Raw genomic sequence first — 23,114 nt, 5'->3', positions numbered from 1 at the left:
TTCACCGATGAATGATCGCCTCAAGGGAGCCGCAGACGAGCTGCGGCGCGAGTGGGAGACCGACCCTCGCTGGAAGGACACCGAGCGCACCTACACGGCCGAGGACGTGATCCGGCTGCGGGGCTCGGTCCAGGAGGAGCACACCCTGGCACGGCTCGGCGCCGAGCGGCTGTGGCGACTGCTGAACACCGAGGACTACGTGCACGCGCTGGGCGCCCTCACCGGCAACCAGGCCGTGCAGCAGGTCAAGGCGGGGCTGAAGGCCATCTACCTGTCCGGCTGGCAGGTCGCCGCCGACGCCAACCTCGGCGCCCAGACCTACCCCGACCAGAGCCTGTACCCGGCCAACTCGGTCCCGGCCGTGGTGCGCCGCATCAACAACGCGCTGCTGCGCGCCGACCAGATCACCTGGTCGGAGGGCGACGCGAACGCGCCGCACTGGCTGGCGCCCATCGTGGCCGACGCCGAGGCCGGGTTCGGCGGCGTGCTGAACGCCTTCGAGCTGATGAAGGGGATGATCACCGCCGGCGCCGCCGGGGTGCACTGGGAGGACCAGCTCGCCTCCGAGAAGAAGTGCGGCCACCTGGGCGGCAAGGTGCTCGTCCCCACCTCCCAGCACATCAAGACCCTCAGCGCCGCGCGGCTCGCCGCGGACGTGCTGGGCGTGCCGACCCTGGTCATCGCGCGGACCGACGCACAGGCCGCGACGCTGCTGACCACCGACGTCGACCCCCGGGACCGGGCCTTCACCACCGGCGACCGTACCGCCGAGGGCTTCTACCGCGTCCGCAACGGCGTGGACGCCTGCGTCGCCCGCGGGCTGGCCTACGCCCCCCACGCCGATCTGCTGTGGATGGAGACCTCGACCCCCGACCTGGACGTGGCCCGTGAGTTCGCCGAGGCCGTCAAGGCCGAATACCCCGACCAGATGCTCGCCTACAACTGCTCGCCCTCGTTCAACTGGAAGAAGCACCTGGACGACTCCACCATCGCCAAGTTCCAGCGCGAGCTCGGCCACATGGGGTACAAGTTCCAGTTCATCACCCTGGCGGGCTTCCACTCGCTGAACCACTCGATGTTCGACCTCGCTCGGGGCTACGCCGAGGACGGCATGACCTCCTACGTCGAGCTGCAGGAGGCCGAGTTCGCCTCCGAGGCGCGCGGCTACACCGCCACCCGCCACCAGCGCGAGGTCGGCACCGGATACTTCGACCTGGTCAGTACGGCCATCGCGCCGGACTCCTCCACCACGGCCCTGAAGGGGTCGACGGAGGAGGAGCAGTTCGCAGAGGCTCACTGACTCTCCGGACCGGGCTCGCGAGGACGAGTTCCAGGGCATGGGACGGTTCCCCGCGCGAGCCCGCTGACCAGGTCGTCGACGAAAGGCCCCGCCGCACGGATCTCCCCCCGGTCCGTACGGCGGGGCCCGCCCGCCCGCGGTCCCGTTCCCGCCTTCGTGCCGGGAGCGGGACCGCGGGGACGACGGAGCGCATCTCAGCGACCGACGGCCTCGATGAGCTTGCGGCGCTGCTGGGCGCCGAGGCCTCCCAGACGGCGCGCCTCGTCCACGTCCGCCTGCGCCATGAGCTGCGCGGCCTTGACCGTGCCGACACCGGGCAGGGCGCGCAGGGCCTGCGAGACCTTGATGCGCTTGGCGATGTCGTCCTCACGGCCAAGAAGCTGCTCCAGGCTGAGCGAGCCGGCCTTGACCTCGGCGAGCAACTTGGCGCGAGCCGTCCTGGTCTCGGCGGCCTTGACCAGTGCGGCCTGACGCTGTTCGGGGGTGAGCTTGGGCAAAGCCATGGTGTTATCTCCCTGATGATGGTAATTCCAGCGTCCTGTTACCCAGGGCGATCGGATTAATCATCAACGAGCCTGCGAGATAGATCCCGGCCTCACACTGTGCATCACGATATGCCCGTTTGGTTACCCCGGCCTTACCCCTCGCTCCGTAGCCTCGAGCTCATGGGTATCTGGCGAGGCCCCCAGGGCATCGAGGTCGAGGCGATCGTCGCGTCCGGCGGTCCCTGCCTGCTGGTCACCCGCCGTGTCGGCGGGCGGCGGGTCCTGGTGGCGTACTGCATGAGCATCCGCGAGGTGGGTGAGCTCGTCGACCTGGCCGAGCTGGTCCCGGCGTAGGGCCCGGCGTACGGGGGGCGGCCGCGCGCGGCCGGTCCCACCGCGGCGATCAAGTTTGCGTCACGACCGGGTCCTGCCGGTCACGGCTGTCAACTTCCGTGGCCACCGGGGCGTCCCTGTATCAGGGAGGCTCGATGGATGTCCTGATCGGCCTCGTTGACGAGGATCTTCGCCTGGAGCTCGTCCTCGTCGAGGCCCTGCACACCGAGGCGGAACGGCTGGCCGCCTGGCCCGACCGCTGAGCGAGGACGGGTGCCCGCCACCCCGACCGGGTCCGGCGGGCGCCCGTCCTGACCCGCGTGACGGGCCGGGGCTCGATGTACCGGGTCCCGATGGCGTTAACTGTCCGAATGAACAAGCGCGAGCTGATCGAGAAGGCCGCCGCCGAGGCCGGGTTGACCCGGCGGCAGACGGCCGCGGCTCTCGATGCGATCCTGGAGACGATCCAGATGGCCGTGGCGGCCGAGGAGAAGGTGGCGATCCCGGGCTTCGGATCCTTCGAGATCGTGCACAAGCCCGCACGCACCGGGCGCAACCCGCAGACCGGCGAACCGCTGGAGATCGCCGAGACCTGGACGGCGAAGTTCAAACCCAGCCCGGGCTTCATGGGCCTCATCCGCCAACGCAAGAAGGACTGAACCGCGCGGGGGCGCGTGGACGGATCGTGCGATCGCCCGCCGAACCCCGATGCTCGCTCTCCTCGCTCTCCTCGTGCTCCTCGTGCTCCCGGGACTGACCGTCGAAGAGACCGGCCCGACCGGTGGGGGCGTGGAGCCGTCCCGCGCAGGCCCGGCCCCGATCGGCTCGGCGGTCGCCCGGACCTGCGGAAACGGGACCGCGCGAAGGTCGACTCATGGACCGCTCGCCGGGTGTGGCCGACCAAAGGGGGGAAGGGGGGCGGTATGGCTGAGGAACGGCTGAAGCTGGCCGAGGTGCTGGCGGCCGCGGAGAACGCCGCCCCGATGGAGTCCCTGGACGTCGTGGCGCGCAACCTGCGGGAGCGATTCGGAGCCCGGCGGGTGTCCTTCCTCATCGTCGACCTCATCGGACGCGAAGTCGTGCGGGTGACCGAGCAGAGCGCCGTGCGAAGCAGCCGGGACGCCGAGCACATCCGGCTCGACGGCAGCGACTACACCCTCGACCGTGAGACGTTGCACGTCTCCCTCACCGATGCCATGGGCCACAGCGTCGACGCGGCCCTGCTGGCCACCCTCATGGTCAACGCGTTGCGCGGAGCCCGGCGCTCGGGCGCCGGCATCGCCGAGCAGGCCCGCCGGGCCCACGAGGCCGTCCTGAACCACGGTCGCGGCGGTCTGGCCACCGGGCAGCTGCTGCGCGTCGGCATGAACGGCACCGGCGTCGAACTCGTCAACGCCGGCCATCCCTGGCCGCTGCGCCTGCGCGGGGACAAGGTCGCGGAGGTGCCCCTGGAGGTGGACCTGCCCTTCGGCGTCGGCGAGCCCGGCTCCTACCGGGTGCAGCACCTGGATCCGCGCGCCGGTGACCGGCTGCTGCTGCTCACCGACGGCATGCACGAACGCGGAGCCGCGGCCGCCGACCTTCCCGCCCTCCTGCGCGACACCGGCCACCAGCACCCCAGGCAGGTCGTCCAGACCCTGGTCACCGCGGCGATGGACGCCTGCCGGGGCCACATGGCCGACGACGCCACCGTCGTGTGCCTGGACTGGCACGGCTCCCTGCCCGGCGGCGGGTCACCGTGACGCCGCCCTCGCGCGCGACGGCCCCCGGGGAAGTATCCATTCCCCGGGGGCCTGGGGTGCCGCCATGTCGGGGCACCGGCGCGTTTAAGGGCGCGGGTCATTCATGAGGATGTCGCACTCTGCCATTAAGTTATGGATCCACGTGGAGGATCCAGCGGGACTCGAACCCGCACTCGACCATCTTCGCCCGCACCCGGTCGATCCGGCGCCCGGCGGCGAATACTGAATCTGGAGCGAGAGCCTGAGCTTGAGCGGCTGCCTCTGCCGATTGGGCCATCCCGGCGCGGGGGTGCCGGGAGGGGGATTCGAACCCCCACTGGATACCGCGTGTCAGTCTGACGTTTCAGTTTCAGTTTTTCGCGCTCTCACGCGTCCCCGCGCTCGAACGGGGAGTTCTCGGAGTCTACCCGAGCAGGTAGCCCAGCACCTTCTCACCGACGCGCTGATAGGTGATCTCGGTGCCGTTGGCCTCCTCCCGGGCGAACTTGACGGCGTTCTGCAGCCTGCCGATCCGCTCCAGGAGCTCGTTGACCCGCTTCTGCGGGACGGCTCCGGAGAAGGTGACCTTCGTCCAGAAACCCACCACGACGTCCTCGTGGTAGACCTCGACCTGGGCCGGGTGCTTGTCGGTGGCCTCGGCCTTGACGTGGTTGCGCGGCACCTTCTTGGTACGGGTCGTCTTGACCGGCTCGGTCCGCCAGCAGTCGGTCGACTGGTCCAGCGTCCAGGTCTCGGCCGCGTCCAGGACGGGCAGCTTGGCGACGAAGGTGTGCAGGTCGACGAGCTGCTTCTCCAGGAAGAGCAGGTAGGTGACGGGCACGTCCTCAAGGAGGGTGGAGCCGTCGACCTTCACGTCGGCCCGCGCCGAGCAGTTGGCCCAGTCCTTGGTGGCCGTGACGTCGAACAGGCGGACCAGCGCGGCGCCGACCTGCTTGAGCAGGTCCTCCCCCTGCACCTGCACCCGGGTCGACTCCGGGGGCAGCCGCTCGCCCTCGTCGTCGATGGGCTGGTAGGTCCGCGAGATGCCCGACAGCAGGGCGTTCTTCTGGATCGTGTGGTATGCGTCGGTCACCTTGCGCTGGGTGTCGGACTTGACGCCCTTCTCGACGGCGAGGATCTGGTTCAGCTTGGTCGCCATGCGTGACACCGTACCGGGAAGATCACTCTTATCACACCATTTTTACGACAGGCCGGCCGCTCCCCCTTCGAGGTCGTGGCCCCGGGAGCGCACCGCCGCCGGAATGCCCCTGGACGGCGAACTCGCCCGGGCGCCGTGAAAGGCCGCCGAACGGGAAGCGGCGCGCGGTCGCCGTCCCCGGCCCGCGGCCCGCGGCCCGCGATCTCGCCGGGTCCCTCAGCGGATCGCGGCGATCCGGGCGACGGCCTCGGTGAGGGTCCGCGGGGAGCACCCGAAGTTCAGCCTGGCGAACCCGGCACCGGCGGCGCCGTAGCGGTGCCCGGCGTTCAGGGCGACCCCGGCGGCGCCGAGGATACGCTCGGCCGGGTCGTCGCCCCAGCCGAGGGCGCGGAAGTCGATCCAGGCCAGGAAACCCGCCTCCGGCCGTCTGTGACGGGTTTCGGGGAGCCACTCCGCCAGCAGCTCACCCAGCAGTCCCCGGTTGTGGTCGAGGATGTCGAGGGCTCCGGCGAGCCACCGCTCGCCGTCGTCGAACGCGGCCACCGTGGCGATCACCCCGAGGTGACCGGTGCGGTAGAGGGAGTGCGAGGGCAGGCGGTCGACGTAGCGTCCGGGGCCCGGGTCCGCGGTGATGACGACGGCCGCCTTGAGGCCGGCCAGGTTCCAGCCCTTGCTGGCCGACAGGAACGAGAACCCCCGGCGCCTGGCCGCGTCCGACACCCCGAGAAAGGGGACGAACTCGGCTCCCCGCAGGACGAGGGGGGCGTGGATCTCGTCGGACAGCACGTGGACGCCGTACCCGTCGGCCAGCTCGGCGAGCGCGACCAGGTCCTCGCGACGGTGGACGAGGCCGACGGGGTTGTGCGGGTTGCACAGCAGGTACGCCGTGGCGCGGTCGGCGAAGGCACGTTCCAGGGCCTCCAGGTCGAGCCGCCATCCCTGCGGCCCCTCGGCCAGCGGCGCCTCGACGACCTGGGCTCCGACCTCGCGCACCCACCAGGCGAACGGCTCGTACACCGGTGGGCTGATCACCACGCGGTCTCCGGGGCCGGCGACGCGGCGCAGGACCTCGACGATGCCGATCCCGACATCGGCGACGGTGCGCACACCGTCGGTGTCGATCTCCCAGCCCCAGGTACGCCGGGCATAACCGCTGACCGCGTCCGCGAGGTCACGCGTCGGTGCCGCGTAGCCGGTGTCGGACCGGTCGACCGCCTCGTGCAGGGCCCTGGCGATCGGCTCCGCCAGCGGAAGGTCCATCTCCGCCACCGGGAGGGGCAGGACGTCCTCGGGGAAGGTCCGCCATTTCGCGCTGCGGCGCTTTCGCAGCTCCGCCAGGGAGGGGAACGAGAGATCGTCCATGATGAGGGCTCCTGATGGGCTTTCCGGGGAGGGATCTCCCGGGAGGCTTTCGGGGGCCGGCCTGCCCGGCCCCCCCTCGATGATCGGCTCCGTGAGCGGCGTCCCGCTTCCGATAAAGTGCCGAATGATGTCGGAGATCCGCCATGCCCCGATCGCGATGACGGGCCTGCGCCCCCTGCCCGCCGGCACCGGGATCGACGCCCACCGCCACGACGAGAACCAGATCGTCTACGCCGGTCGCGGCGTGCTGTCCGTCACCACCGAGGCGGGGATCTGGGTCGCCCCCGCCACCCGGGCCATCTGGATTCCCGCCGGGGCCGTCCACGAGCATCGCGCCTACGGGGACACCCTCCTGCACCTGGTGGGGCTGCCGGTGGAGGACAACCCGCTACGCCTGGACCGGCCCGCGGTCATCGGCGTCGACCCGCTGCTGCGCGAACTGATCGTCGCCTACACCGAGCGCCCCGACGGGCGGCCTGACGACCTGACCGCCGAGCGACTCCGCCTGCGGGCCGTCCTGCTCGACCGGCTCCGCCGCTCCACGCAGCAGCCCGTCCATGTGCCCGCCGCCGAGGACCCGCGCCTGGCCACGGTGTGCGGCATCCTCCGCGACGATCCGGCCGACGACCGGACCCTGGCGCGGCTCGGTGCCGTGGTCGGCGTCAGCGACCGTACCCTGAGCCGGCTCTGCAGGGCGGAGCTGGGTATGAGCTTCCCGCAGTGGCGCACCCAGGTGCGCCTGCACCACGCCCTGCGACTGCTGGCCGAGGACGTCCCGGTCACGACCGTCGCGTCCCGGTGCGGCTGGGCCTCCAGCAGCGCCTTCATCGACGTCTTCCGCCGCGCCTTCGGCCACACCCCGGGCAGCCACCGCACGCACCGCTGAAGGAAGGCGGCGTTCAGCCGCGGACGGCGCGGGCGGACCAGCGGCCGTCGAGGCGGTCGACGCGCAGCGCGCGGCCGAAGCACTCCGACAGGTTCTCCGCCGTCAGGATCTCCCCCACCGGACCGGCCGCCTGGACCCGGGCGTCGCGCATCAGCAGGGCGTGGGTCGTGGTGGCCGGGACCTCCTCCAGATGGTGGGTGACGGTGATCGTGGTCAGCGCCGGGCGGGTCGCCGCCAGGTCCTCCACGGCCGCGACGAGATCCTCGCGGGCGGGCAGGTCGAGCCCGGCGAACGGCTCGTCCAGCAGCAGGATCACCGGGTCGGCCATCAGCGCCCTGGCGATCCGGACGCGGGCCCGCTCCCCCTGGGAGCAGACGCGGAAGGGCCGGTCGGCGAGGTCCTTGCAGCCCAGGTCGGCCAGCAACCGGTGGGCGCGTTCGTGCTCGCCGGGACCGTAGCGGTCCCAGAGCGGGGCGCTGCTCCCGGTGTGGCCGGTCAGGACGACGGTGTGCGCGGTGGCGCCCTCCTCCTCCAGCAGCTCCTCGTCGACGAGCCGCTGGCTGGCCGCGACGAGGCCGATGTGGCGGCGCAGCTCCCGCAGGTCGACCCGGCCCAGTCTCTGGCCCAGCACGGTCACGGTCCCCTCGGTGGGATGCCGTACGGCGGCGGCCAACGAGAGCAGGGTGGTCTTGCCCGCCCCGTTGGGGCCGAGCACCGCCCAGTGCTCCCCGTACGCGACCCGCCAGCCGATGCCGTCCAGCAGCGTCCGGCCGACCACCCGGACGCCGACGTCGCTCAACTCCACCGCACCCGGCATGGGCTCGCCCATCGATCCCCCTCCGCCTCGATCCGCGGCGCTCACGATAGCCGATGAGCCGGCACCGACCGCGAATCGGCCGGGGCGGCCGGGGCGGCCGGGGCGGCCGGTCAGCCGATCTGCAGCGAGGGGCCGGGGGTGGGGACGGGGGTGATGGTCGTCCCCGACGGGGCGGGGGCGGTCGGCGTCGGGGACGGGCTCTCCCCGTCACCGGTCTGCGGGATCTGGGTGAACGAGGGCCGTGGCCCGCTCGTGCCCGTCGGGCAGCCGCGGGGCCCGCCCCTGCCCCTGGCGGTGGTGTCCGCGCAGTCGCGCGGCGGGCCGCCGTCGCCGCGCGGGCCGCCGGGGCCGCGCGGGCGCTCCGGCGGGCGCTCCCCGCTCCCCCCGCCGTCCTCGCCGTCCACGCCTTCCTCACCGGCCGGCGGGACGGTCCGGGTGGCGGTGACCCGCGCCGTGGAGGGGGGCGCCGGGGAGGGCGTCCGCGTCCTGCCGGCCGGTGGCCGGGTGCGGCCGGGAAGGACGGGGCCGGAGGGCGTCTCGGCCGGGACGACCACCGGCACCCGCTCGGGGGCCGCGAGGCCGCCGGGGGAGCCCGCCCCGCCCCCGCCGGCCGCCGCCACCACGGTCACCGCCGCCATGGAGATCGTGGCCAGGGCCGCGAACCCGGCCTGCGGCAGGTGCGCGCGCCCGCGCGCCCCGGCCCGGCGAGGGCGCCGGGCGACCGCGGCCGGGACCGAGGGCTCGTCGTGCAGCGAGGACGGGTGCCCGGCCGGCGAGGGGGGCGAGACCGGCGAGGACCACGCCGACAGCGACGGCGACGACGATACGGACGACAAGGACGGCGCGGGAGGCACGGGGAGCTCGGGGGGCTCGGGGGGCTCGGGGGTCGCGGCACCGGCCGCGAGCCGCACCCTTCCCGCTCCCGGCGCGTACGGCACCGGCGTCCAGATCTCCGCCAGCACCTCGGCGACCGCCTCGCGCGGGTCCCACGGGTCGCCCACGCCGCCCGCGGCGAGCAGCGCGCCGAGCAGGTCGGCGGCCCCGGGCCGGTGGGCCGGGTCCTTGGCCAGGGAGGCCTCCACCGCCGGGCGCAGCAGCGCGGGGACCGAGGCCGTCCGGGGTGGCTCCACCAGGATGCGCCGGGTCAGCGTGTCCGCCTCGCCGGCGCCGAAGGGGTGGTGGCCGGTGGCCGCGTAGGCGATCAGGCAACCCCAGGCGAAGACGTCGGAGGCGGGCAGCGCGAGCCCTCCGGTGAGCCGCTCCGGCGCGACCCAGCCGGGACTGCCCATGACCTGCCCCGCCTGGGTGTGCGCGCCGTGGACGTCGACGTCCCTGGCGATCCCGAAGTCGATCACCCGGGGGCCGGTGTGCGACAGCAGCACGTTCGCCGGTTTCAGGTCGCGGTGGACCAGCCCGGCCTCGTGCACCGCCACCAGGGCGCCCGCCACCCCCAGGGCGACACCGTAGGCCAGGTCGGGGGTGAGCGGGCCGTGCGTGGAGACCACCTGGGAGAGCGCGGGCCCGGGCACGTACTCCGAGACCAGGTAGGGGCGGTCCCCGTCGGTGCCGTCCTCGACCACCGCCGCGGTGCAGAACGGCACCACCCGCCGGGAGAACCTCACCTCCTCGGCGAAACGGGCGCGGAGCGTGGCGTCGCCGAGGTGCGCGGGGTGCGGCGTCTTGAGCGCCACCACCCCGCCCCGCGGATGTTCGGCCAGGTAGACGACGCCCATGCCGCCCATGCCGAGCCGGCCGAGCAGAAGGTAGCGGCCGACGACGACCGGGTCCCCGACGGTCAGAGGCCGCGCACCGGGCGGCATGCCGTTCACGGGACCTGTTCCCCCACTTCCCCCACGTGCCATCCTCGTTGAGCCTCTCGTGCGTGGGCCACTGCAAGCACACTGTGACGGGATCCCGGCCCCGTTCGCTCCCGACAGGCCGGAAGGGTATGGCAGGTAAGGCCAATGATCCCCCCGGGTAAGGCGGTCCCGGGGCGAGGGACGACTCCTGGGGCAGGGCGGGACGTTGCGACCGGACGTCGCACCGCCGGTGATGTAAATAAATTTTGACATGATGTCCGCAGCACTTTACATTGAGCCATGTCAGCTTTGTTTTACACGAGGAGCGGGCATGACCTTCGAGGAAAAGCGCGCCTGGGTGATGATCCTGGTCTCCGCCGGCGCGTACACGATCTACCTGGTGACCGTCCTGGGCCGGGCCGGCGACGGTCCGCTCACCGACGTCGCCTACGCCGGGACCCTGCTGTGGACCATCGGCGGCGCCATCGTCGTCGCGATCGCGGCCAACATCGCGATGGCCGTCGCGGGCGGCCCGGGCGCCGACCGCACCGACGAGCGCGACCGTGAGATCAACCGGGCCGGTGAGCGCATCGGGCAGTCGCTCGTCGTCGTCGGCGCCCTCGCCGCACTGATCATGGCCACCGCCGAGCTGCGCCACTTCTGGATCGCCAACGCCGTCTACCTGGCGTTCGTGCTGTCGGCGGTGCTCAGCTCGTTCGCCAAGATCATGGCGTACCGCAAGGGCGGCTTCCAGACGTGGTGAAGCCGACGCGGGTCACCAACACGATCCGGGCCCTGCGGTTCGCGCACGGCGAGATGACCCAGGCCGAGCTGGCCGACCGGGTCGGCGTCACCCGCCAGACCATCATCGCGATCGAACAGGGCCGCTACTCCCCCTCGCTGGAGATGGCGTTCCGCATCGCCCGGGTGTTCCGGGCCGGACTCGACGACGTCTTCCAGTACCCCCACACCGAAGGAGACCCCTCATGAGAGCGATCGTCCAGGACCGGTACGGCCCGCCGCACACGCTGAGCCTCGGCGAGGTCCCCACGCCCACGCCCGGCGCCGGCGACGTGCTGATCCGGGTGCACGCCGCCGGCGTCGACTACGGCGTGTGGCACGTCATGACCGGGCTGCCGCTCGTCGGCCGCCTCGGCTTCGGCCTGCGCCGGCCCCGCAACCGCGTGCCCGGCATGGACGTGGCCGGCGTCGTGGAGTCCGTCGGCGCCGACGTGACCGCGTTCCGCCCCGGCGACGAGGTGTACGGCTCGGCGACCGGCGCCTACGCGCAGTTCGCGCTCGCCCGCCCGGGCAGGCTCGCCCGCAAGCCCGCCAACCTGAGCTTCACCGAGGCCGCGGCCGTCCCCGTGTCAGGGGTGACCGCGTTGCGGGCCGTCGGCCGGGTCACCGCCGGCCAGAAGGTGCTGGTCATCGGCGCCGGCGGCGGGGTGGGCAGCTTCGCGACGCAACTCGCGGTCGCCGGCGGCGCCCACGTCACCGCCGTGTGCAGCACGGCCAAGGTCGACCTTGTCCGGTCGCTGGGCGCCCAGGGCGTCATCGACTACACGCGCGAGCCGCTCACCGGGACCTACGATCTGATCGTCGACATCGCGAGCGTCCGGCCGCTGCCCCTGCTGCGCGGGCTGCTCACCGAGCGCGGCCGGCTCGTCATCGTCGGCGGCGAGGGCGGCGGCCGGTGGTTCGGCGGGCTCGGCCGGCTGCTGGCCGTCCGGCTGATCACCCCGTTCACGCGCCAGCGCCTGGACACGCTGCTCGCGCTGGTCCGCACCGCCGACCTGGACGTGCTGCGCGACCTCATCGAGGCCGGGACCGTGCGACCGGCCGTCGGGCGCACGTACCCCCTGGCGGAGACCCCCAACGCGGTCGGCGACCTGGCGGCGGGCAACGCGCCCGGAAAACTCGTCATCACGGTCGACTGACCCCGGGGCGCCCGCTTCAGCCGGCGACGACACGGCACCGAGCGGCACCGGCCGACGCCGTGGACCCGCCGGGCGGCGCCGTGGATCGCGAAAACCCGTTGCCCGTGATCAGGGTGCCCAGGAAGATGGGACGGTTGCCCACGCCCCACCGGGAGGCAGTCTTCCTGCTCTACGCGCGCATCGCCGGGTACGGCTTCCGCCGCCACTCCACCTACCGCGCCGCCGCCGTCGCCGGAGCCTTCACCAACACGGTCTTCGGCATCCTGCGCGCCTACGTCCTGATCGCCCTCTGGCAGGCCCGGCCGGGCCTGGCCGGGTACGACGTCCTCGACGCCGTCACCTTCTGCTTCCTCAGCCAGGCCTTCATCGGCCCGATGCAGGTCTTCGGGGGCGGCCTGGAGCTGTCCGAGCGCGTGCGCAGCGGGGACGTCGCCCTCGACCTGGTCCGTCCGGCGTCCCTGCAGCTGTGGAGCCTCGCCGACGACCTCGGCCGGGCCGCCTACCTCGTCCTGCTGCGAAGCCTGCCGCCGACGCTCGCCGGCGCGGCCCTGTTCGGGTTCGTGGTCCCGGCCGGCCCGGCGACCTGGGCGGCCTTCGCGGCCGGGTGCCTGCTCGGGCTGCTCGTCAGCTTCTCCCTGCGCTACCTGGTCGCGCTGTCGTCCTGCTGGGTGCTCGACGACCGGGGCGTGCAGTCCCTGTCCCTGGTGATGACGCTCTTCTTCAGCGGCATGGTCCTGCCGCTGAACCTCTTCCCGGGCTGGCTCGGGACCGTGGCCTCCGTCCTCCCCTGGTCCGCGATGGTGCAGGTCCCCGCCGACCTCTACCTGGGCAAGCGGGACGTCCTGGAGGCGCTGGGGTTCCAGGCGGCCTGGGTGGTGGCCCTGATGGTCCTGGGTGCCCTGGTCACCGCCGCCGCCCGCAGGAAGGTGGTGATCCAGGGTGGCTGACCGCGACGCCCCCGGGAGGCCCGCCGCGGCACGGGACGGGGACGCCCGATGGTGAGGACCTATCTCCTGCTGGCCTGGACCTGGCTGAGGGCCTCGGCGCAGTACCCGGGACCGCTGATCATGATGATGCTGGGCTCGCTCGTGGTCAACGCGCTCGACGTGGTGGCGATCTGGGTGATCTTCGAGCACACCGCCTCGCTGGGCGGCTTCGGCCTGGCCGAGGTGATGTTCCTGTACGGCACCGCCGGCCTGTCCTTCGCCCTGGCCGACATGCTCTTCGGCAACGTCGACCGGCTCAGCAGGCAGATCAGGACCGGAGACTTCGACACCATGCTGATCCGCCCGGCGAGCGCGTTCGTGCAGATGGCCGTCGACCGCTTCGGCGTGCACCGCTTCGGCAGGACGCTGCAGGCAGCCGTCGTCCTGGGCCTGGCGGTGTCCGCGCTCGGCCCGCCCCGGGAGCGGGCCTGGATGATCCCGCTGATGGTCGTGTGCGGGACCGTCATCTTCACCGCGGTCTTCACCCTCGGCGGGGCCGTGCAGTTCCTGCTGACCGACGCCCCCGAGGTGGCCAACGCCTTCACCTACGGCGGCGTCACCCTCACCCAGTACCCGCTGAACGTGTACGGCTCCGAGCTCGTGCGGGCCGTCACGTTCACGGTGCCGCTGGCGTTCGTGAACTGGCAGCCCGCGCTGTTCGTGCTGGATCGCGCCGACCCCCTCGGCCTGCCCCACTGGTTCCGCTTCGCCTCGCCCCTGGCGGCCGTCGCCCTGGCCGCCGTCGCCGCCCTCGCCTGGCGGGCGGGCATCCGCCGCTACCGCTCGACGGGAAGTTGACACATGATCGAACTCGACCGGGTCGGCCGCTCGTTCACCGTGGGCCGGCGCAGGAACAGGACGACCGTGCACGCCGTACGGGATCTGTCGTTCGCCGTCGGGGCCGGGGAGTTCGTCGGCTACCTCGGCCCCAACGGCGCCGGCAAGTCCACGACGATCAAGATGCTCACCGGGATCCTGGCGCCCACCTCGGGGAGCATCCGGGTGGCCGGGCTCGATCCCGCGCACCGCCGCGTCGCGCTGGCCCGCAGGATCGGCGTGGTGTTCGGCCAGCGGACCACCCTGTGGTGGGACCTGCCGCTGCGGGACAGTTTTCACCTGATCCGCCACCTTTACAAAGTAGATCAACAAGATTTCCAGCGCAGGCTGGCCGAGCTCACCGAGCTGCTCGGGCTCGGCGATTTCCTGTCCACCCCGGTCCGGCAGCTCAGCCTGGGCCAGCGGATGCGCGGCGACATCACCGCCGCGCTCCTGCACGACCCCGCCGTCCTGGTGCTCGACGAGCCCACGATCGGGCTGGACGTGGTCAGCAAGGTCGCCATGCGCGACTTCCTGCGACGGCTCAACGCCGAGCGCGGCACCACGGTCCTGCTCACCACCCACGACCTGGGCGACATCGAGAAGCTCTGCCACCGGGTGATACTGATCGACCACGGCACCCTGGCCTTCGACGGCACCCTCGACGCCCTGCGCGCCACCGCGCCCGAGGAGGGGTCCATCGAGGACGTGGTCGCCCGCCTCTACGCCGGCTCCGGCCCGCCGGAACCGGCCGGCGGCCACTGACGCGCTCCCCGGCGCGAAAGGCCGGGGCACCGGCCGGCGTCCGGGGAGTCCCCGGACGCCGGCCCCGGGTCAGTAACCCTCGCCGGCCTCGGCGTACTCCCCGTCCCCGGGCCGGGAGGTCCAGCGGGAGGACATCAGCGCCGGCAGGAAGAGCAGGACGCCGAGCAGGGCGTAGACCCCGGTGGTCAGCAGCATCCCCATGCCGCGCCCGGCCTGCAGGAGCGCCTCGGGCATGGCCGGGTCGCCGGGGGCGAGGGCCAGGGCGCGCCTGAGGTCCAGGGCATAGACCACGCTCCAGGCGAGCAGGGCCATCGAGGGGACGAAGGTGGCCAGCGGCGAGACGCGACCGGCGGCCACCAGCCCGGTCACCAGCCCGACCCCGGCCATCACGCCGAGAGCGGTCCAGGTCGACGGCCCGCTCTCGGGCCACCCGGCGGGCGGGCTCGCACCGGGGAGGAAGAGGGCCGTGTTCGCCTCCATCACGGCCCAGCCGGCTCCCAGGAGCAGCACCGCCGTCACGACCAGGCCGGTGAGGAGTCCAAGGACGTGCCGCATGCCTACCACCCCGGGTCCTGCAGGACGAGTCGCGGTCGCGGTCACGATACCGGCAAAAACTCCCGGGTGGCAGGGGGGCCGGGGCGTGAGAGCATGTGGGTCACCATGCGTGCCCGGCTACCCCTACGACTCGTGCGCGCGGCCGCCTTCTCGGCCGTCTGCGTGACGCTCGCCGTCCTCGGCCACGTGGTCGCGGGCGGCTCGGGGCCCGCCGCGTGGGCGGTGGCCGCGAGCGGGGCCGCGGTCATGGCGTCGGCCGTGCCGCTCGCCGGGCGCGAGCGGTCCACGGCGGCGATCAGCACCGGCCTGGCGGTGCTCCAGGTGTCGCTGCACGAGCTGTTCGCGCTGGGCGACACCACCGGGCCGCCGCCCTGGCACGCCCACGGCGGAGGGCTGGGCGAGAGCCTGGGCATGCTGCTGGCGCACCTCACCGCGACGCTGATCACCGGCTGGTGGCTGGCCCGCGGCGAGACCGTGCTGTGGGCGCTGCTGCGCTCGGCCACCCGCCGCCTCGGCGAGCTGCTCGGGCTCGTGGTGTTCCTCCTCCGTCCCCCGGCGGGGGCCGGGACCCCGCGCGCGTACCCCCACGGCGCCTCTCCGGTCGTACGAACCGTCCTGCGTCACTGCGTCAGCCGGCGTGGTCCTCCACTGCCCGCCGGCTGAACCGACCCAGAAGTTCGTCCGCGGCCGGGTGTCCCCGGTCCGCCGAGTCGCCGAAGTGGAGATCCACCATGTCGTTTTCCCGTACCTGCCGTCGCCTGGCCGCCGTCACCGCCGGTGTCACCGCCCTGACGCTGGGCCTGGCCCTGCCCGCGCTCGCGCACGTCACGATCAACCCCTCCAGCGCCCAGCAGGGCGGTTTCACCAAGGTCGCCTTCCGGGTGCCGAACGAGCGTGACGACGCCTCGACGACCAGGCTGGAGGTGACCTTCCCCGTCGACCACCCGCTGGCGTTCGTCTCGGTCAGGCCGGTCCCCGGCTGGGACGTCAAGGTGGTCGAGGGCAAGCTGCCCAAGCCGGTCACCACCGAGTACGGCGAGCTCACCGAGGCGGTCACCAAGGTCACCTGGTCGGGCGGGAAGATCGAGCCCGGCCAGTTCCAGGAGTTCGAGGTCTCGATGGGCGCGCTGCCCACCGGCGTCGACCGGCTGGTCTTCCCGGCCGTGCAGACCTACAGCGGCGGCGAGGTCGTCCGCTGGGACGACGAGCCCAAGGCCGACGGCTCCGAGCCCGAGCACCCGGCCCCGGTGCTCACGCTCACGCCCGCCGCCGAGGGCTCGGGGCACGGGGCCTCGGCGTCGCCCGCGCCGGCCTCCCCCGCGCCGGCCTCCCCGGCGGCGTCCTCGGCCGCCGCGGCCGCCCCCTCGGTGGCGCCCGCCGCCTCCCGGGGGCCGGACGGCACCGCCCGCCTGCTCGGCGGGGCCGGTCTGGTGCTCGGGCTCGCCGGGGTCGTGATCGGCGGGCTCGGCCTGCGCCGCGGCCGTACCTCCTGACCCGCCTGATCCGCCCGGACCGCCCGGACCGCCCTTCCGGCCGCCGCCCGGTCCCCCGGGTGATCGGGTGATCGGCGCCGCGGCCGGGCCGCCGGGCCGCCCTCGCGGTCGTCGCCGGCGGCCCGGCCGCGGCGCCTTCCGTCAGCGACCCCGCCAGGGGCCGGAGCTGCCTCGGACGACCAGTTCCACCGGGACCAGGTGGGTCTCGCCCGGGGCCTCGGCCCGGGTGCGGATCTGCTCCAGCAGGATGTCGACGCAGAGCTGGCCGTTGCGGTCGAAGTCCTGCCGGATCGAGGTCAGGCCGGGCCAGAAGTGGGCCGACTCCGGCATGTCGTCGAAGCCGACCACGCTGACGTCGCCGGGGACCGCGCGGCCCGCCTCGTGCATGGCGCGCATCACGCCCAGGGCCATCTGGTCGTTGGCGGCGAAGACGGCGCTCACCTCGGGCCGCCGGGCCAGATAGCCTCCGACCAGGTGGCCCGAGTCGGCGGTCCAGTCGCCGAAGAGCACCTGGGGCACCGGCCGTCCGGCCCGCTCCAGGGTCTGGCGCCAGGAGGTGTGGCGGTGCCGGGCGGAGTTGGAGTCGTGCGGGCCGGCCACGTGCCAGACGGTCGGGTGGCCGAGGTCGAGCAGGTGCTCGGTGGCCAGCCGCGCGCCGGCCGCCTGGTCGGAGTCGACCACGGGGTAGCTGTGGCCGCCGTAGCCGTCCGACAGCACGACGGGCACGCCCGGCGGCAGGCGCAGCGTCCGCATGTCGAGCACCTCGGACTCGATGATCACCACCCCGTCGATCGCCTGGGTGCTGAGCCTGGTGAAGGCGTCCCGGAACTCCTGGTGGGTGGGGGCGGTGACCCCGACGAGGTTGATGGAGAAGCCGGCCGCGCGGGCGGCGGTGGCGATGCCGTCCAGGGTGCGCACGTTGCCGTACCGGCTGAGCGTGAAGCTGATCACCCCGATGGTGCCGAACCTTCCGGTCGCCAGCGCGCGGGCGGCGCTGTTGGGCTGGTACCCCAGCGCCCGCATCGCGCTCAGGACCCGCTCCCTGGTGGCGTCCTCGACGTTGGTGCGGTTGTTGGCCACCCGGGAGACGGTCTGGGGGGACACCCCGGCCAGCCGGGCCACGTCCGCCATGGACGGGGCGCCGTGGCCGCGCCCCCTGCCGGCCCGTGATCCGTCGTCGACCGCCGTCACCCGACCTCCCCTCTCCCCGCAGAATGGTGTCACGTCGCCGCGGTTCCCCGACCCAGCTGTGGCAGCGCTAACACACTAGCGTCCCGATGCCCGATGACGGCGGGCGCGTGTTACGGAAATGTTTCCTGCTCACCTCGGCAATCTATTGACGCGCCCGATCGCGCACCGTGATGCTCATGCCGTGCGGCCATGGCAGCGCTAACATGGACAAGGAGGGCAGACGTCATATGACAGACACGCCCCTCGGCGCGAGGGCGGCACGGCCCGCGACCCCCAGGACACGCTCGCGCCGAAGCTCCGTACGACGCCCCTGGGTGGGATGGGCCTTCGCCGCCCCGTTCTGCGTCGTCTTCCTGTTCGCGATCGTGACGCCGCTGGCCTACGCGCTCCACCTGAGCCTCTTCCAGGACCGGCTGGTCGGCGGGAACGTCTTCGTCGGCCTGGCCAACTACGCCGCCGCCTTCCAGGACCGGCTCTTCCACGCCGGCCTGCTGCGGGTGGGGCTCTTCCTGGCGGTGCAGGTCCCGGTCATGCTCGCGCTCGCCCTGCTGGTGGCGCTCGCGCTGGACAGCGGCCGGCTCCGCCTCGCCAGCGCCTACCGCCTGGGGATCTTCGTGCCGTACGCGGTCCCGAGCGTGGTCGCCGCCTTGATGTGGGGCTACCTCTACGGCGACGAGTTCGGCCTGCTGGGCGGCCAGGCGCTGTCGGGCTCGTGGATCCTCGCCTCGATCGGCAACATCGTCACCTGGGAGTGGACCGGCTACAACGTGCTGATCCTCTACGCCGCGCTGCGGGTGGTCCCCGGCGAGCTGTACGAGGCGGCGGCGATCGACGGCGCCGGCGAGGTACGCAAGGCTGTGAGCATCAAGCTGCCCGCGCTGCGCCCGGCCCTGCTTCTCGCCGCGATCTTCTCGATCATCGGCAGCTTCCAGCTCTTCAACGAGCCGAACGTGCTGACCACGCTGGCCCCGGCGGAGATCACCACCTACTACACGCCCAACATGTACGCCTACAACCTGGCCTTCAACGGCCAGCAGTACAACTACTCCGCCGCGGTCGCCGTGGTGCTCGGCGGCGTGACCATCGTCGTGGCCTACGCGGTGCAGCTGGTCACCGCCCGAAGGGAGCGCCTGTCGTGAAGCGCGCCGTGCTCACGGTCCCGATGCTGGCGATGCTGCTGTACTGCCTGCTCCCGCTGGTCTGGCTGTTCTTCAGCGCGACCAAGACCAACGCCGGGCTGTTCGACAGCTTCGGCCTGTGGTTCGCCGACGACTTCGCCCTCGTCGACAACGTCCGCCAGGTCTTCACCTACCAGGACGGCGTCTACGGCCGCTGGTTCCTCAACACCGTGCTCTACGCGGTCGCCGGGGCGGGCGGCGCCACCGTGATCGCGGCCCTGGGCGGCTACGCCCTGGCCAAGTACGACTTCCCCGGCTCGCGGGTGCTGTTCGCGATCGTGCTGGGCGCGATCACGGTGCCCACCACGGCGCTCGCCGTGCCGACGTTCCTGCTGTTCACCCGGCTCGGCCTGGTGAACACCCCATGGGCGGTGCTGATCCCGGCGCTGGCCAGCCCGTTCGGCCTCTACCTGATGCGCGTCTACGCCGCCGACGCGGTGCCGACCTCGATGATGGAGGCGGCCCGGCTGGACGGCGCCGGGGAGTTGCGCATCTTCCTGTCCATCTCGCTGCGCCTGCTGCGGCCGGGCCTGGTGACCGTGCTGCTGTTCACCCTCGTCGCCACCTGGAACAACTACTTCCTGCCGCTGATCGTGCTGAGCGACCCGGCCTGGTACCCGCTGACCGTCGGGCTGAACCAGTGGAACAGCCAGGCGGGCAGCGCCGCGGGCGGCCAGGCCGTCTACAACCTGGTGCTCACCGGGTCGCTCGTCGCGATCGTCCCGCTCGTCGTGTCCTTCCTCCTCCTCCAGCGTTACTGGCAGTCCGGCCTGTCGGCCGGCGCCGTCAAGTAGCACCCCTCACCACCGCCTCCGGAGGTTTCTCACCATGCGTCCTGCCACGCGGGCGGCCTCGGCCGCAGCGCTCTGCCTCTCCCTGCTCACGCTGGCCGCCTGCGGCGGCTCGCCCGTCCCGCCCTCCGGCGCGCCGGCGGCCGGGGCGAGCGCCGGGTCCGCCGACATCGACAAGGCCCTGCAGACCGACACCACGCTGACGTTCTGGTCGTGGGTGCCCAACATCGACAAGACGGTGGCGCTGTTCCAGAGGAAGTACCCCAAGGTCAAGATCAACCTGGTCAACGCCGGGCAGTCCGCCGCCCACTACACCAAGCTCCAGTCCGCGGTGAAGGCCGGCAGCGGGGCGCCGGACGTGGCGCAGCTGGAGTACTTCGCGCTGCCGCAGTTCGCGCTCTCCAAGGCCGTGGTCGACCTCAACGCCTACGGCGCGGCCGAGCTCAAGGAGAGGTTCAGCCCCTCGGCCTGGGACCAGGTCAACGTCAACGGCGGCGTCTACGCGGTCCCGCAGGACACCGGCCCGATGACGATGTTCTACCGCACCGACGTCTTCGAGCGGCTGAGGCTGGAGCCGCCGAAGACGTGGGACGAGTTCGTCGCCGTCGCCGAGAAGATCAAGAAGGACGACCCCGCCAACTTCATCACCAGCCTCGACCCCGGTGACGCGGGCGGCGTCGACAGCCTGATCTGGCAGGCGGGCGGGCGGCCGTTCGCCATCGAGAACGCCACCACCACCCGGATCGGCTTCCTGGACGAGGGCGGCCGGCGCTGGGCCGAGATGTGGTCGAGGCTGACCAGGGACAAGCTCGTCGACCCCGTGGCGGGCTGGAACGACGCGTGGTGGAAGGACATGGCGAGCGGCAAGTACGCGATGTGGATGGCGGGTGCCTGGGCGCCCGGCGCCATCGAGAGCACGATCCCGCAGTCCAAGGGCAAGTGGCGCGCCGCGCCCATGCCCGCCTGGGACGCCTCCGCGCCGGCGAACGCCGAGAACGGCGGCTCGGGCGTGTCCGTGCTCGCGCAGAGCAAGAACCCGCTCGCGGCCGTGGGCTTCGCCCGGTGGCTGAACACCGACCCCGAGGCGGTCAGGTCGCTGAACACCGCCTCCGGCCTGTTCCCGGCGACCAGGGAGCTGCTGGAGAGCCCCGAGTTCCTCGACGCGAAGATCCCGGTCCTGGGCGACCAGCAGGCCAACAGGGTGTTCGCCGAGGGGGCCGCCCAGGTGGGCAAGGGCTGGCAGTACCTGCCGTTCCAGGTCTACGCCAACAGCGTCTTCAAGGACACCGTGGGCCAGGCGATCGCCGGCGGCACCGACCTGGGCGCGGCCCTGACCGCGTGGCAGCAGCAGATCGCCGGCTACGCCCGGCAGCAGGGCTTCACGGTCTCCGGATCCTGACCCCGCTCCCGCCCCCCGTTTCCCGCTCCCACATTCCGGCCATCGCCGGAAATATCGTTAAAAGGATGGACATGCCGCAGCGCTGGATCCGCTGGCCCCGGCCCACCGGCCTGGCCTACGGCGCCGACTACAACCCCGAGCAGTGGCCCGAGGAGGTCTGGCACGAGGACGTCCGGCTGATGCGGGAGGCCGGGGTCAACCTGGTCAGCGTGGGGATCTTCTCCTGGGCCCGGCTCCAGCCCGCACCGGACCGGTGGGACTTCGGCTGGCTGGACCGGGTCCTGGACCTGCTCCACGAGGGCGGTGTCGCCGTCGACCTGGCGACGGCCACCGCCTCTCCCCCGCCGTGGCTGACCCACGCCCACCCCGAGATCCTGCCGGTGGACCACGAGGGACGGCGCCTGCACCACGGCGGGCGCCAGGCGTGGTGCCCCAGCTCGCCGGTCTACCGCGAGCACGCGCTGCGGCTGACCGAGGAGATGGCCCTGCGCTACGGGGAGCACCCGGCCCTGGCCCTGTGGCACGTCTCCAACGAGCTGGGCTGCCACAACGCCCGCTGCCACTGCGACGTCTCCGCGGCGGCGTTCCGGGACTGGCTGCGCGAGCGGCACAAGAGCCTCGACGGCCTCAACGCCGCCTGGGGAACCGACTTCTGGAGCCAGGTCTACTCCGGCTGGGAGGAGATCCTGCCCCCGCGCCTGGCCGCCTCGTACGTCAACCCGACCCAGCAGCTCGACTTCGCCCGGTTCTGCTCGGACGCGCTGCGCGACCAGCTCCGCGCCGAGCGCGACGTGCTGCGCCGGATCACCCCGGACGTCCCGGTGACCACCAACTTCATGATCATGGGTGGGACCAGGAACATGGACTACGCCTCGTGGGCGGGCGAGGTGGACCTGGTCTCCAACGACCACTACCCCGACGGGGCGAGGGAGCGGCCCGAGATCGAGCTGGCCTTCTCCGCCGACCTGACCCGGGGCGTGGCGGGCGGCGCGCCGTGGCTGCTGATGGAGCACGCGACCGGCGCGGTGAACTGGCAGCCGGTGAACGTCGCCAGGCCGGCCGGGGCGATGCGGCTGGGCAGCCTGGCCCACGTGGCGCGCGGCGCGGACGGCGCCTGCTTCTTCCAGTGGCGCGCCTCCCGCGCGGGCGCGGAGAAGTACCACTCGGGCATGGTGCCGCACGCCGGCACCCGCTCCAAGATCTGGCGCGAGGTGACGGGGCTCGGCCGCGACCTGGCCGCGCTCGCCCCGATCGCCGGTTCCCGCGTGGTCGGCGAGGTCGCCCTGCTCTTCGACTGGGAGTCGTGGTGGGCCGCCGAGCTGGACTCCCACCCCAGCGACCGGCTCCGCTACCGCGAGCTCGCCCTGGGCTGGTACGAGGCGCTGTGGCGGGCGGGCGTGACCGTCGACGTGGTGCCCGTCGGCACCGGCCTGGACGGCTACCGGCTGGTGCTCGCGCCGACCCTGCACCTGACCACCGACGAGACCAACCGGCGCCTGGCCGACTACGTCGAGGCGGGCGGCCACCTGCTGACGACGTACTTCTCCGGGATCGTCGACGAGAACGACCACGTCCGGCTCGGCGGGTACCCCGGCGCCTTCCGCGACCTGCTGGGCGTGCGGACGGAGGAGTTCTTCCCGCTGCCGCCCGGCGTCACCGCCACCGTGCACACCGACGTGGCCGGGCCCGCGTGGGCGGCCACCGACTGGACCGAGCTGCTGGAGACCTCCACCGCCACGGCCGTGGCCCGCTACGCCGGCGGCCCGCTCGCCGGCGTCCCCGCGGTCACGGTCAACTCCCACGGCGCGGGCCGGGCCTGGTACGTCGCCACCCGGCTCGACCCGCGGGCGGTGGCCGCGCTGCTCGGCCGCGTCCTCACCGAGGCGGGCGTGACCCCCGCCGCCGAGACCACGCCCGGCCTGGAGGTGGTGCGGCGGCGCGGCCCGGAGGGCGACTTCCTGTTCGCCCTCAACCACTCCGCCGCCCCGGCGTGGCTGCGCGCGGGCGGCGTCGACCTGCTCACCGGCACCGAGCACGCCCCCGGCGGGTGGGTCGAGGTGCCCGCGACGGACCTGGTGGTGCTGCGCGTCCCCGCGCCCTGACGACGGTCCGCGGGGAGGCTCCCCGGCCGCGGCCCG

General features: G+C 72.9%; 24 protein-coding genes. 17 read left to right on the top strand and 7 right to left on the bottom strand.

The window, feature by feature from the left end; translation table 11 throughout:
- The first annotated feature begins 7 nt into the window (after window positions 1-7).
- Window positions 8-1,300, top strand: coding sequence for an isocitrate lyase (gene aceA, locus AB0G16_RS11640; protein WP_362802512.1), 1,293 nt, complete (start codon window positions 8-10; stop codon window positions 1,298-1,300).
- A gap of 194 nt (window positions 1,301-1,494) precedes the next feature.
- On the opposite strand, the gene mihF is transcribed toward aceA, so the two are convergent.
- A complete protein-coding gene (gene mihF, locus AB0G16_RS11635; RefSeq protein ID WP_362802510.1) occupies window positions 1,495-1,803 on the bottom strand; it encodes an integration host factor, actinobacterial type in 309 nt (102 codons plus the stop codon).
- A 162-nt stretch (window positions 1,804-1,965) separates the two neighbouring features.
- On the opposite strand from mihF, the gene AB0G16_RS11630 reads away from it, so the two are divergent.
- The 3 genes from AB0G16_RS11630 (at window position 1,966) to AB0G16_RS11620 (ending at window position 3,860) form a co-directional block, all read left to right on the top strand.
- Window positions 1,966-2,139 carry a hypothetical protein gene (locus tag AB0G16_RS11630; RefSeq protein WP_362802507.1) on the top strand — a complete coding sequence of 58 codons (174 nt, stop codon included), beginning with the start codon at window positions 1,966-1,968 and terminating at the stop codon, window positions 2,137-2,139.
- Between the two features lie 350 nt (window positions 2,140-2,489).
- Entirely contained in the window at window positions 2,490-2,777 is a 288-nt protein-coding gene (locus tag AB0G16_RS11625; protein ID WP_362802504.1) for an HU family DNA-binding protein, read from the top strand.
- Window positions 2,778-3,041: 264 nt separating this feature from the next.
- Window positions 3,042-3,860 carry a PP2C family protein-serine/threonine phosphatase gene (locus AB0G16_RS11620; protein WP_362802501.1) on the top strand — a complete coding sequence of 273 codons (819 nt, stop codon included), beginning with the start codon at window positions 3,042-3,044 and terminating at the stop codon, window positions 3,858-3,860.
- Window positions 3,861-4,263: 403 nt separating this feature from the next.
- Here the strand turns inward: AB0G16_RS11620 and AB0G16_RS11615 are convergent, their stop codons facing one another.
- Both AB0G16_RS11615 and AB0G16_RS11610 read right to left on the bottom strand, forming a co-directional pair.
- Window positions 4,264-4,998: a hypothetical protein gene (locus AB0G16_RS11615; protein WP_362802498.1), complete on the bottom strand. Its 735-nt coding sequence runs from the start codon at window positions 4,996-4,998 to the stop codon at window positions 4,264-4,266.
- Between the two features lie 216 nt (window positions 4,999-5,214).
- Window positions 5,215-6,360 carry an aminotransferase class I/II-fold pyridoxal phosphate-dependent enzyme gene (locus AB0G16_RS11610; protein ID WP_362802496.1) on the bottom strand — a complete coding sequence of 382 codons (1,146 nt, stop codon included), beginning with the start codon at window positions 6,358-6,360 and terminating at the stop codon, window positions 5,215-5,217.
- A 124-nt stretch (window positions 6,361-6,484) separates the two neighbouring features.
- On the opposite strand from AB0G16_RS11610, the gene AB0G16_RS11605 reads away from it, so the two are divergent.
- Window positions 6,485-7,246 carry a helix-turn-helix transcriptional regulator gene (locus tag AB0G16_RS11605; RefSeq protein WP_362802493.1) on the top strand — a complete coding sequence of 254 codons (762 nt, stop codon included), beginning with the start codon at window positions 6,485-6,487 and terminating at the stop codon, window positions 7,244-7,246.
- A 13-nt stretch (window positions 7,247-7,259) separates the two neighbouring features.
- Here the strand turns inward: AB0G16_RS11605 and AB0G16_RS11600 are convergent, their stop codons facing one another.
- Both AB0G16_RS11600 and AB0G16_RS11595 read right to left on the bottom strand, forming a co-directional pair.
- Entirely contained in the window at window positions 7,260-8,075 is an 816-nt protein-coding gene (locus AB0G16_RS11600) for an ATP-binding cassette domain-containing protein (RefSeq protein ID WP_362802490.1), read from the bottom strand.
- A 98-nt stretch (window positions 8,076-8,173) separates the two neighbouring features.
- Window positions 8,174-9,883: a serine/threonine-protein kinase gene (locus AB0G16_RS11595; RefSeq protein WP_362802741.1), complete on the bottom strand. Its 1,710-nt coding sequence runs from the start codon at window positions 9,881-9,883 to the stop codon at window positions 8,174-8,176.
- Window positions 9,884-10,193: 310 nt separating this feature from the next.
- Here AB0G16_RS11595 and AB0G16_RS11590 point away from each other — a divergent pair, with 310 nt between their 5' ends.
- The 6 genes from AB0G16_RS11590 to AB0G16_RS11565 all read left to right on the top strand — a co-directional run bounded on the left by AB0G16_RS11590 (window position 10,194) and on the right by AB0G16_RS11565 (window position 14,369).
- Window positions 10,194-10,625, top strand: coding sequence for a hypothetical protein (locus tag AB0G16_RS11590; RefSeq protein WP_362802487.1), 432 nt, complete (start codon window positions 10,194-10,196; stop codon window positions 10,623-10,625).
- A 23-nt stretch (window positions 10,626-10,648) separates the two neighbouring features.
- Window positions 10,649-10,852, top strand: a complete 204-nt coding sequence (locus tag AB0G16_RS11585) for a helix-turn-helix transcriptional regulator (protein ID WP_362802738.1) — start codon at window positions 10,649-10,651, stop codon at window positions 10,850-10,852.
- Complete coding sequence (locus AB0G16_RS11580) at window positions 10,849-11,802, top strand: NAD(P)-dependent alcohol dehydrogenase (RefSeq protein ID WP_362802484.1); 954 nt, start codon at window positions 10,849-10,851, stop codon at window positions 11,800-11,802. Before AB0G16_RS11585 ends, AB0G16_RS11580 begins: the two co-directional genes overlap by 4 nt.
- Before the next feature lie 125 nt (window positions 11,803-11,927).
- Window positions 11,928-12,749, top strand: coding sequence for an ABC-2 family transporter protein (locus AB0G16_RS11575; protein ID WP_362802481.1), 822 nt, complete (start codon window positions 11,928-11,930; stop codon window positions 12,747-12,749).
- A 48-nt stretch (window positions 12,750-12,797) separates the two neighbouring features.
- Window positions 12,798-13,586 (top strand): ABC-2 family transporter protein, encoded by a 789-nt coding sequence (locus AB0G16_RS11570; RefSeq protein ID WP_362802478.1) that lies wholly within the window; start codon window positions 12,798-12,800, stop codon window positions 13,584-13,586.
- A gap of 3 nt (window positions 13,587-13,589) precedes the next feature.
- Window positions 13,590-14,369, top strand: coding sequence for an ATP-binding cassette domain-containing protein (locus AB0G16_RS11565; RefSeq protein WP_362802475.1), 780 nt, complete (start codon window positions 13,590-13,592; stop codon window positions 14,367-14,369).
- Between the two features lie 69 nt (window positions 14,370-14,438).
- On the opposite strand, the gene AB0G16_RS11560 is transcribed toward AB0G16_RS11565, so the two are convergent.
- A complete protein-coding gene (locus tag AB0G16_RS11560) occupies window positions 14,439-14,924 on the bottom strand; it encodes a hypothetical protein (RefSeq protein WP_362802472.1) in 486 nt (161 codons plus the stop codon).
- Window positions 14,925-15,029: 105 nt separating this feature from the next.
- Here AB0G16_RS11560 and AB0G16_RS11555 point away from each other — a divergent pair, with 105 nt between their 5' ends.
- A complete protein-coding gene (locus AB0G16_RS11555) occupies window positions 15,030-15,587 on the top strand; it encodes an MFS transporter (protein WP_362802469.1) in 558 nt (185 codons plus the stop codon).
- 68 nt (window positions 15,588-15,655) lie between these two features.
- On the top strand, window positions 15,656-16,417 hold the full coding sequence (locus AB0G16_RS11550) for a YcnI family protein (RefSeq protein ID WP_362802466.1): 762 nt from the start codon (window positions 15,656-15,658) through the stop codon (window positions 16,415-16,417).
- Window positions 16,418-16,558: 141 nt separating this feature from the next.
- On the opposite strand, the gene AB0G16_RS11545 is transcribed toward AB0G16_RS11550, so the two are convergent.
- Window positions 16,559-17,608, bottom strand: coding sequence for a LacI family DNA-binding transcriptional regulator (locus AB0G16_RS11545; RefSeq protein WP_362802462.1), 1,050 nt, complete (start codon window positions 17,606-17,608; stop codon window positions 16,559-16,561).
- Between the two features lie 227 nt (window positions 17,609-17,835).
- On the opposite strand from AB0G16_RS11545, the gene AB0G16_RS11540 reads away from it, so the two are divergent.
- From AB0G16_RS11540 to AB0G16_RS11525, 4 genes are all read left to right on the top strand, one after another.
- Window positions 17,836-18,747: a sugar ABC transporter permease gene (locus AB0G16_RS11540; protein ID WP_362802459.1), complete on the top strand. Its 912-nt coding sequence runs from the start codon at window positions 17,836-17,838 to the stop codon at window positions 18,745-18,747.
- Window positions 18,744-19,580, top strand: coding sequence for a carbohydrate ABC transporter permease (locus tag AB0G16_RS11535; protein ID WP_362802456.1), 837 nt, complete (start codon window positions 18,744-18,746; stop codon window positions 19,578-19,580). The genes AB0G16_RS11540 and AB0G16_RS11535 overlap by 4 nt, the downstream gene beginning before the upstream one ends.
- Before the next feature lie 34 nt (window positions 19,581-19,614).
- Window positions 19,615-20,976, top strand: coding sequence for a sugar ABC transporter substrate-binding protein (locus tag AB0G16_RS11530; RefSeq protein ID WP_362802453.1), 1,362 nt, complete (start codon window positions 19,615-19,617; stop codon window positions 20,974-20,976).
- Window positions 20,977-21,041: 65 nt separating this feature from the next.
- Complete coding sequence (locus AB0G16_RS11525) at window positions 21,042-23,078, top strand: beta-galactosidase (RefSeq protein WP_362802450.1); 2,037 nt, start codon at window positions 21,042-21,044, stop codon at window positions 23,076-23,078.
- Window positions 23,079-23,114: the final 36 nt, after the last annotated feature.

It is taken from the genome of Streptosporangium sp. NPDC023615, from assembly GCF_040640155.1.
Taxonomy (GTDB): domain Bacteria; phylum Actinomycetota; class Actinomycetes; order Streptosporangiales; family Streptosporangiaceae; genus Streptosporangium.
This window is presented reverse-complemented; position numbering and strand designations above follow the sequence as displayed.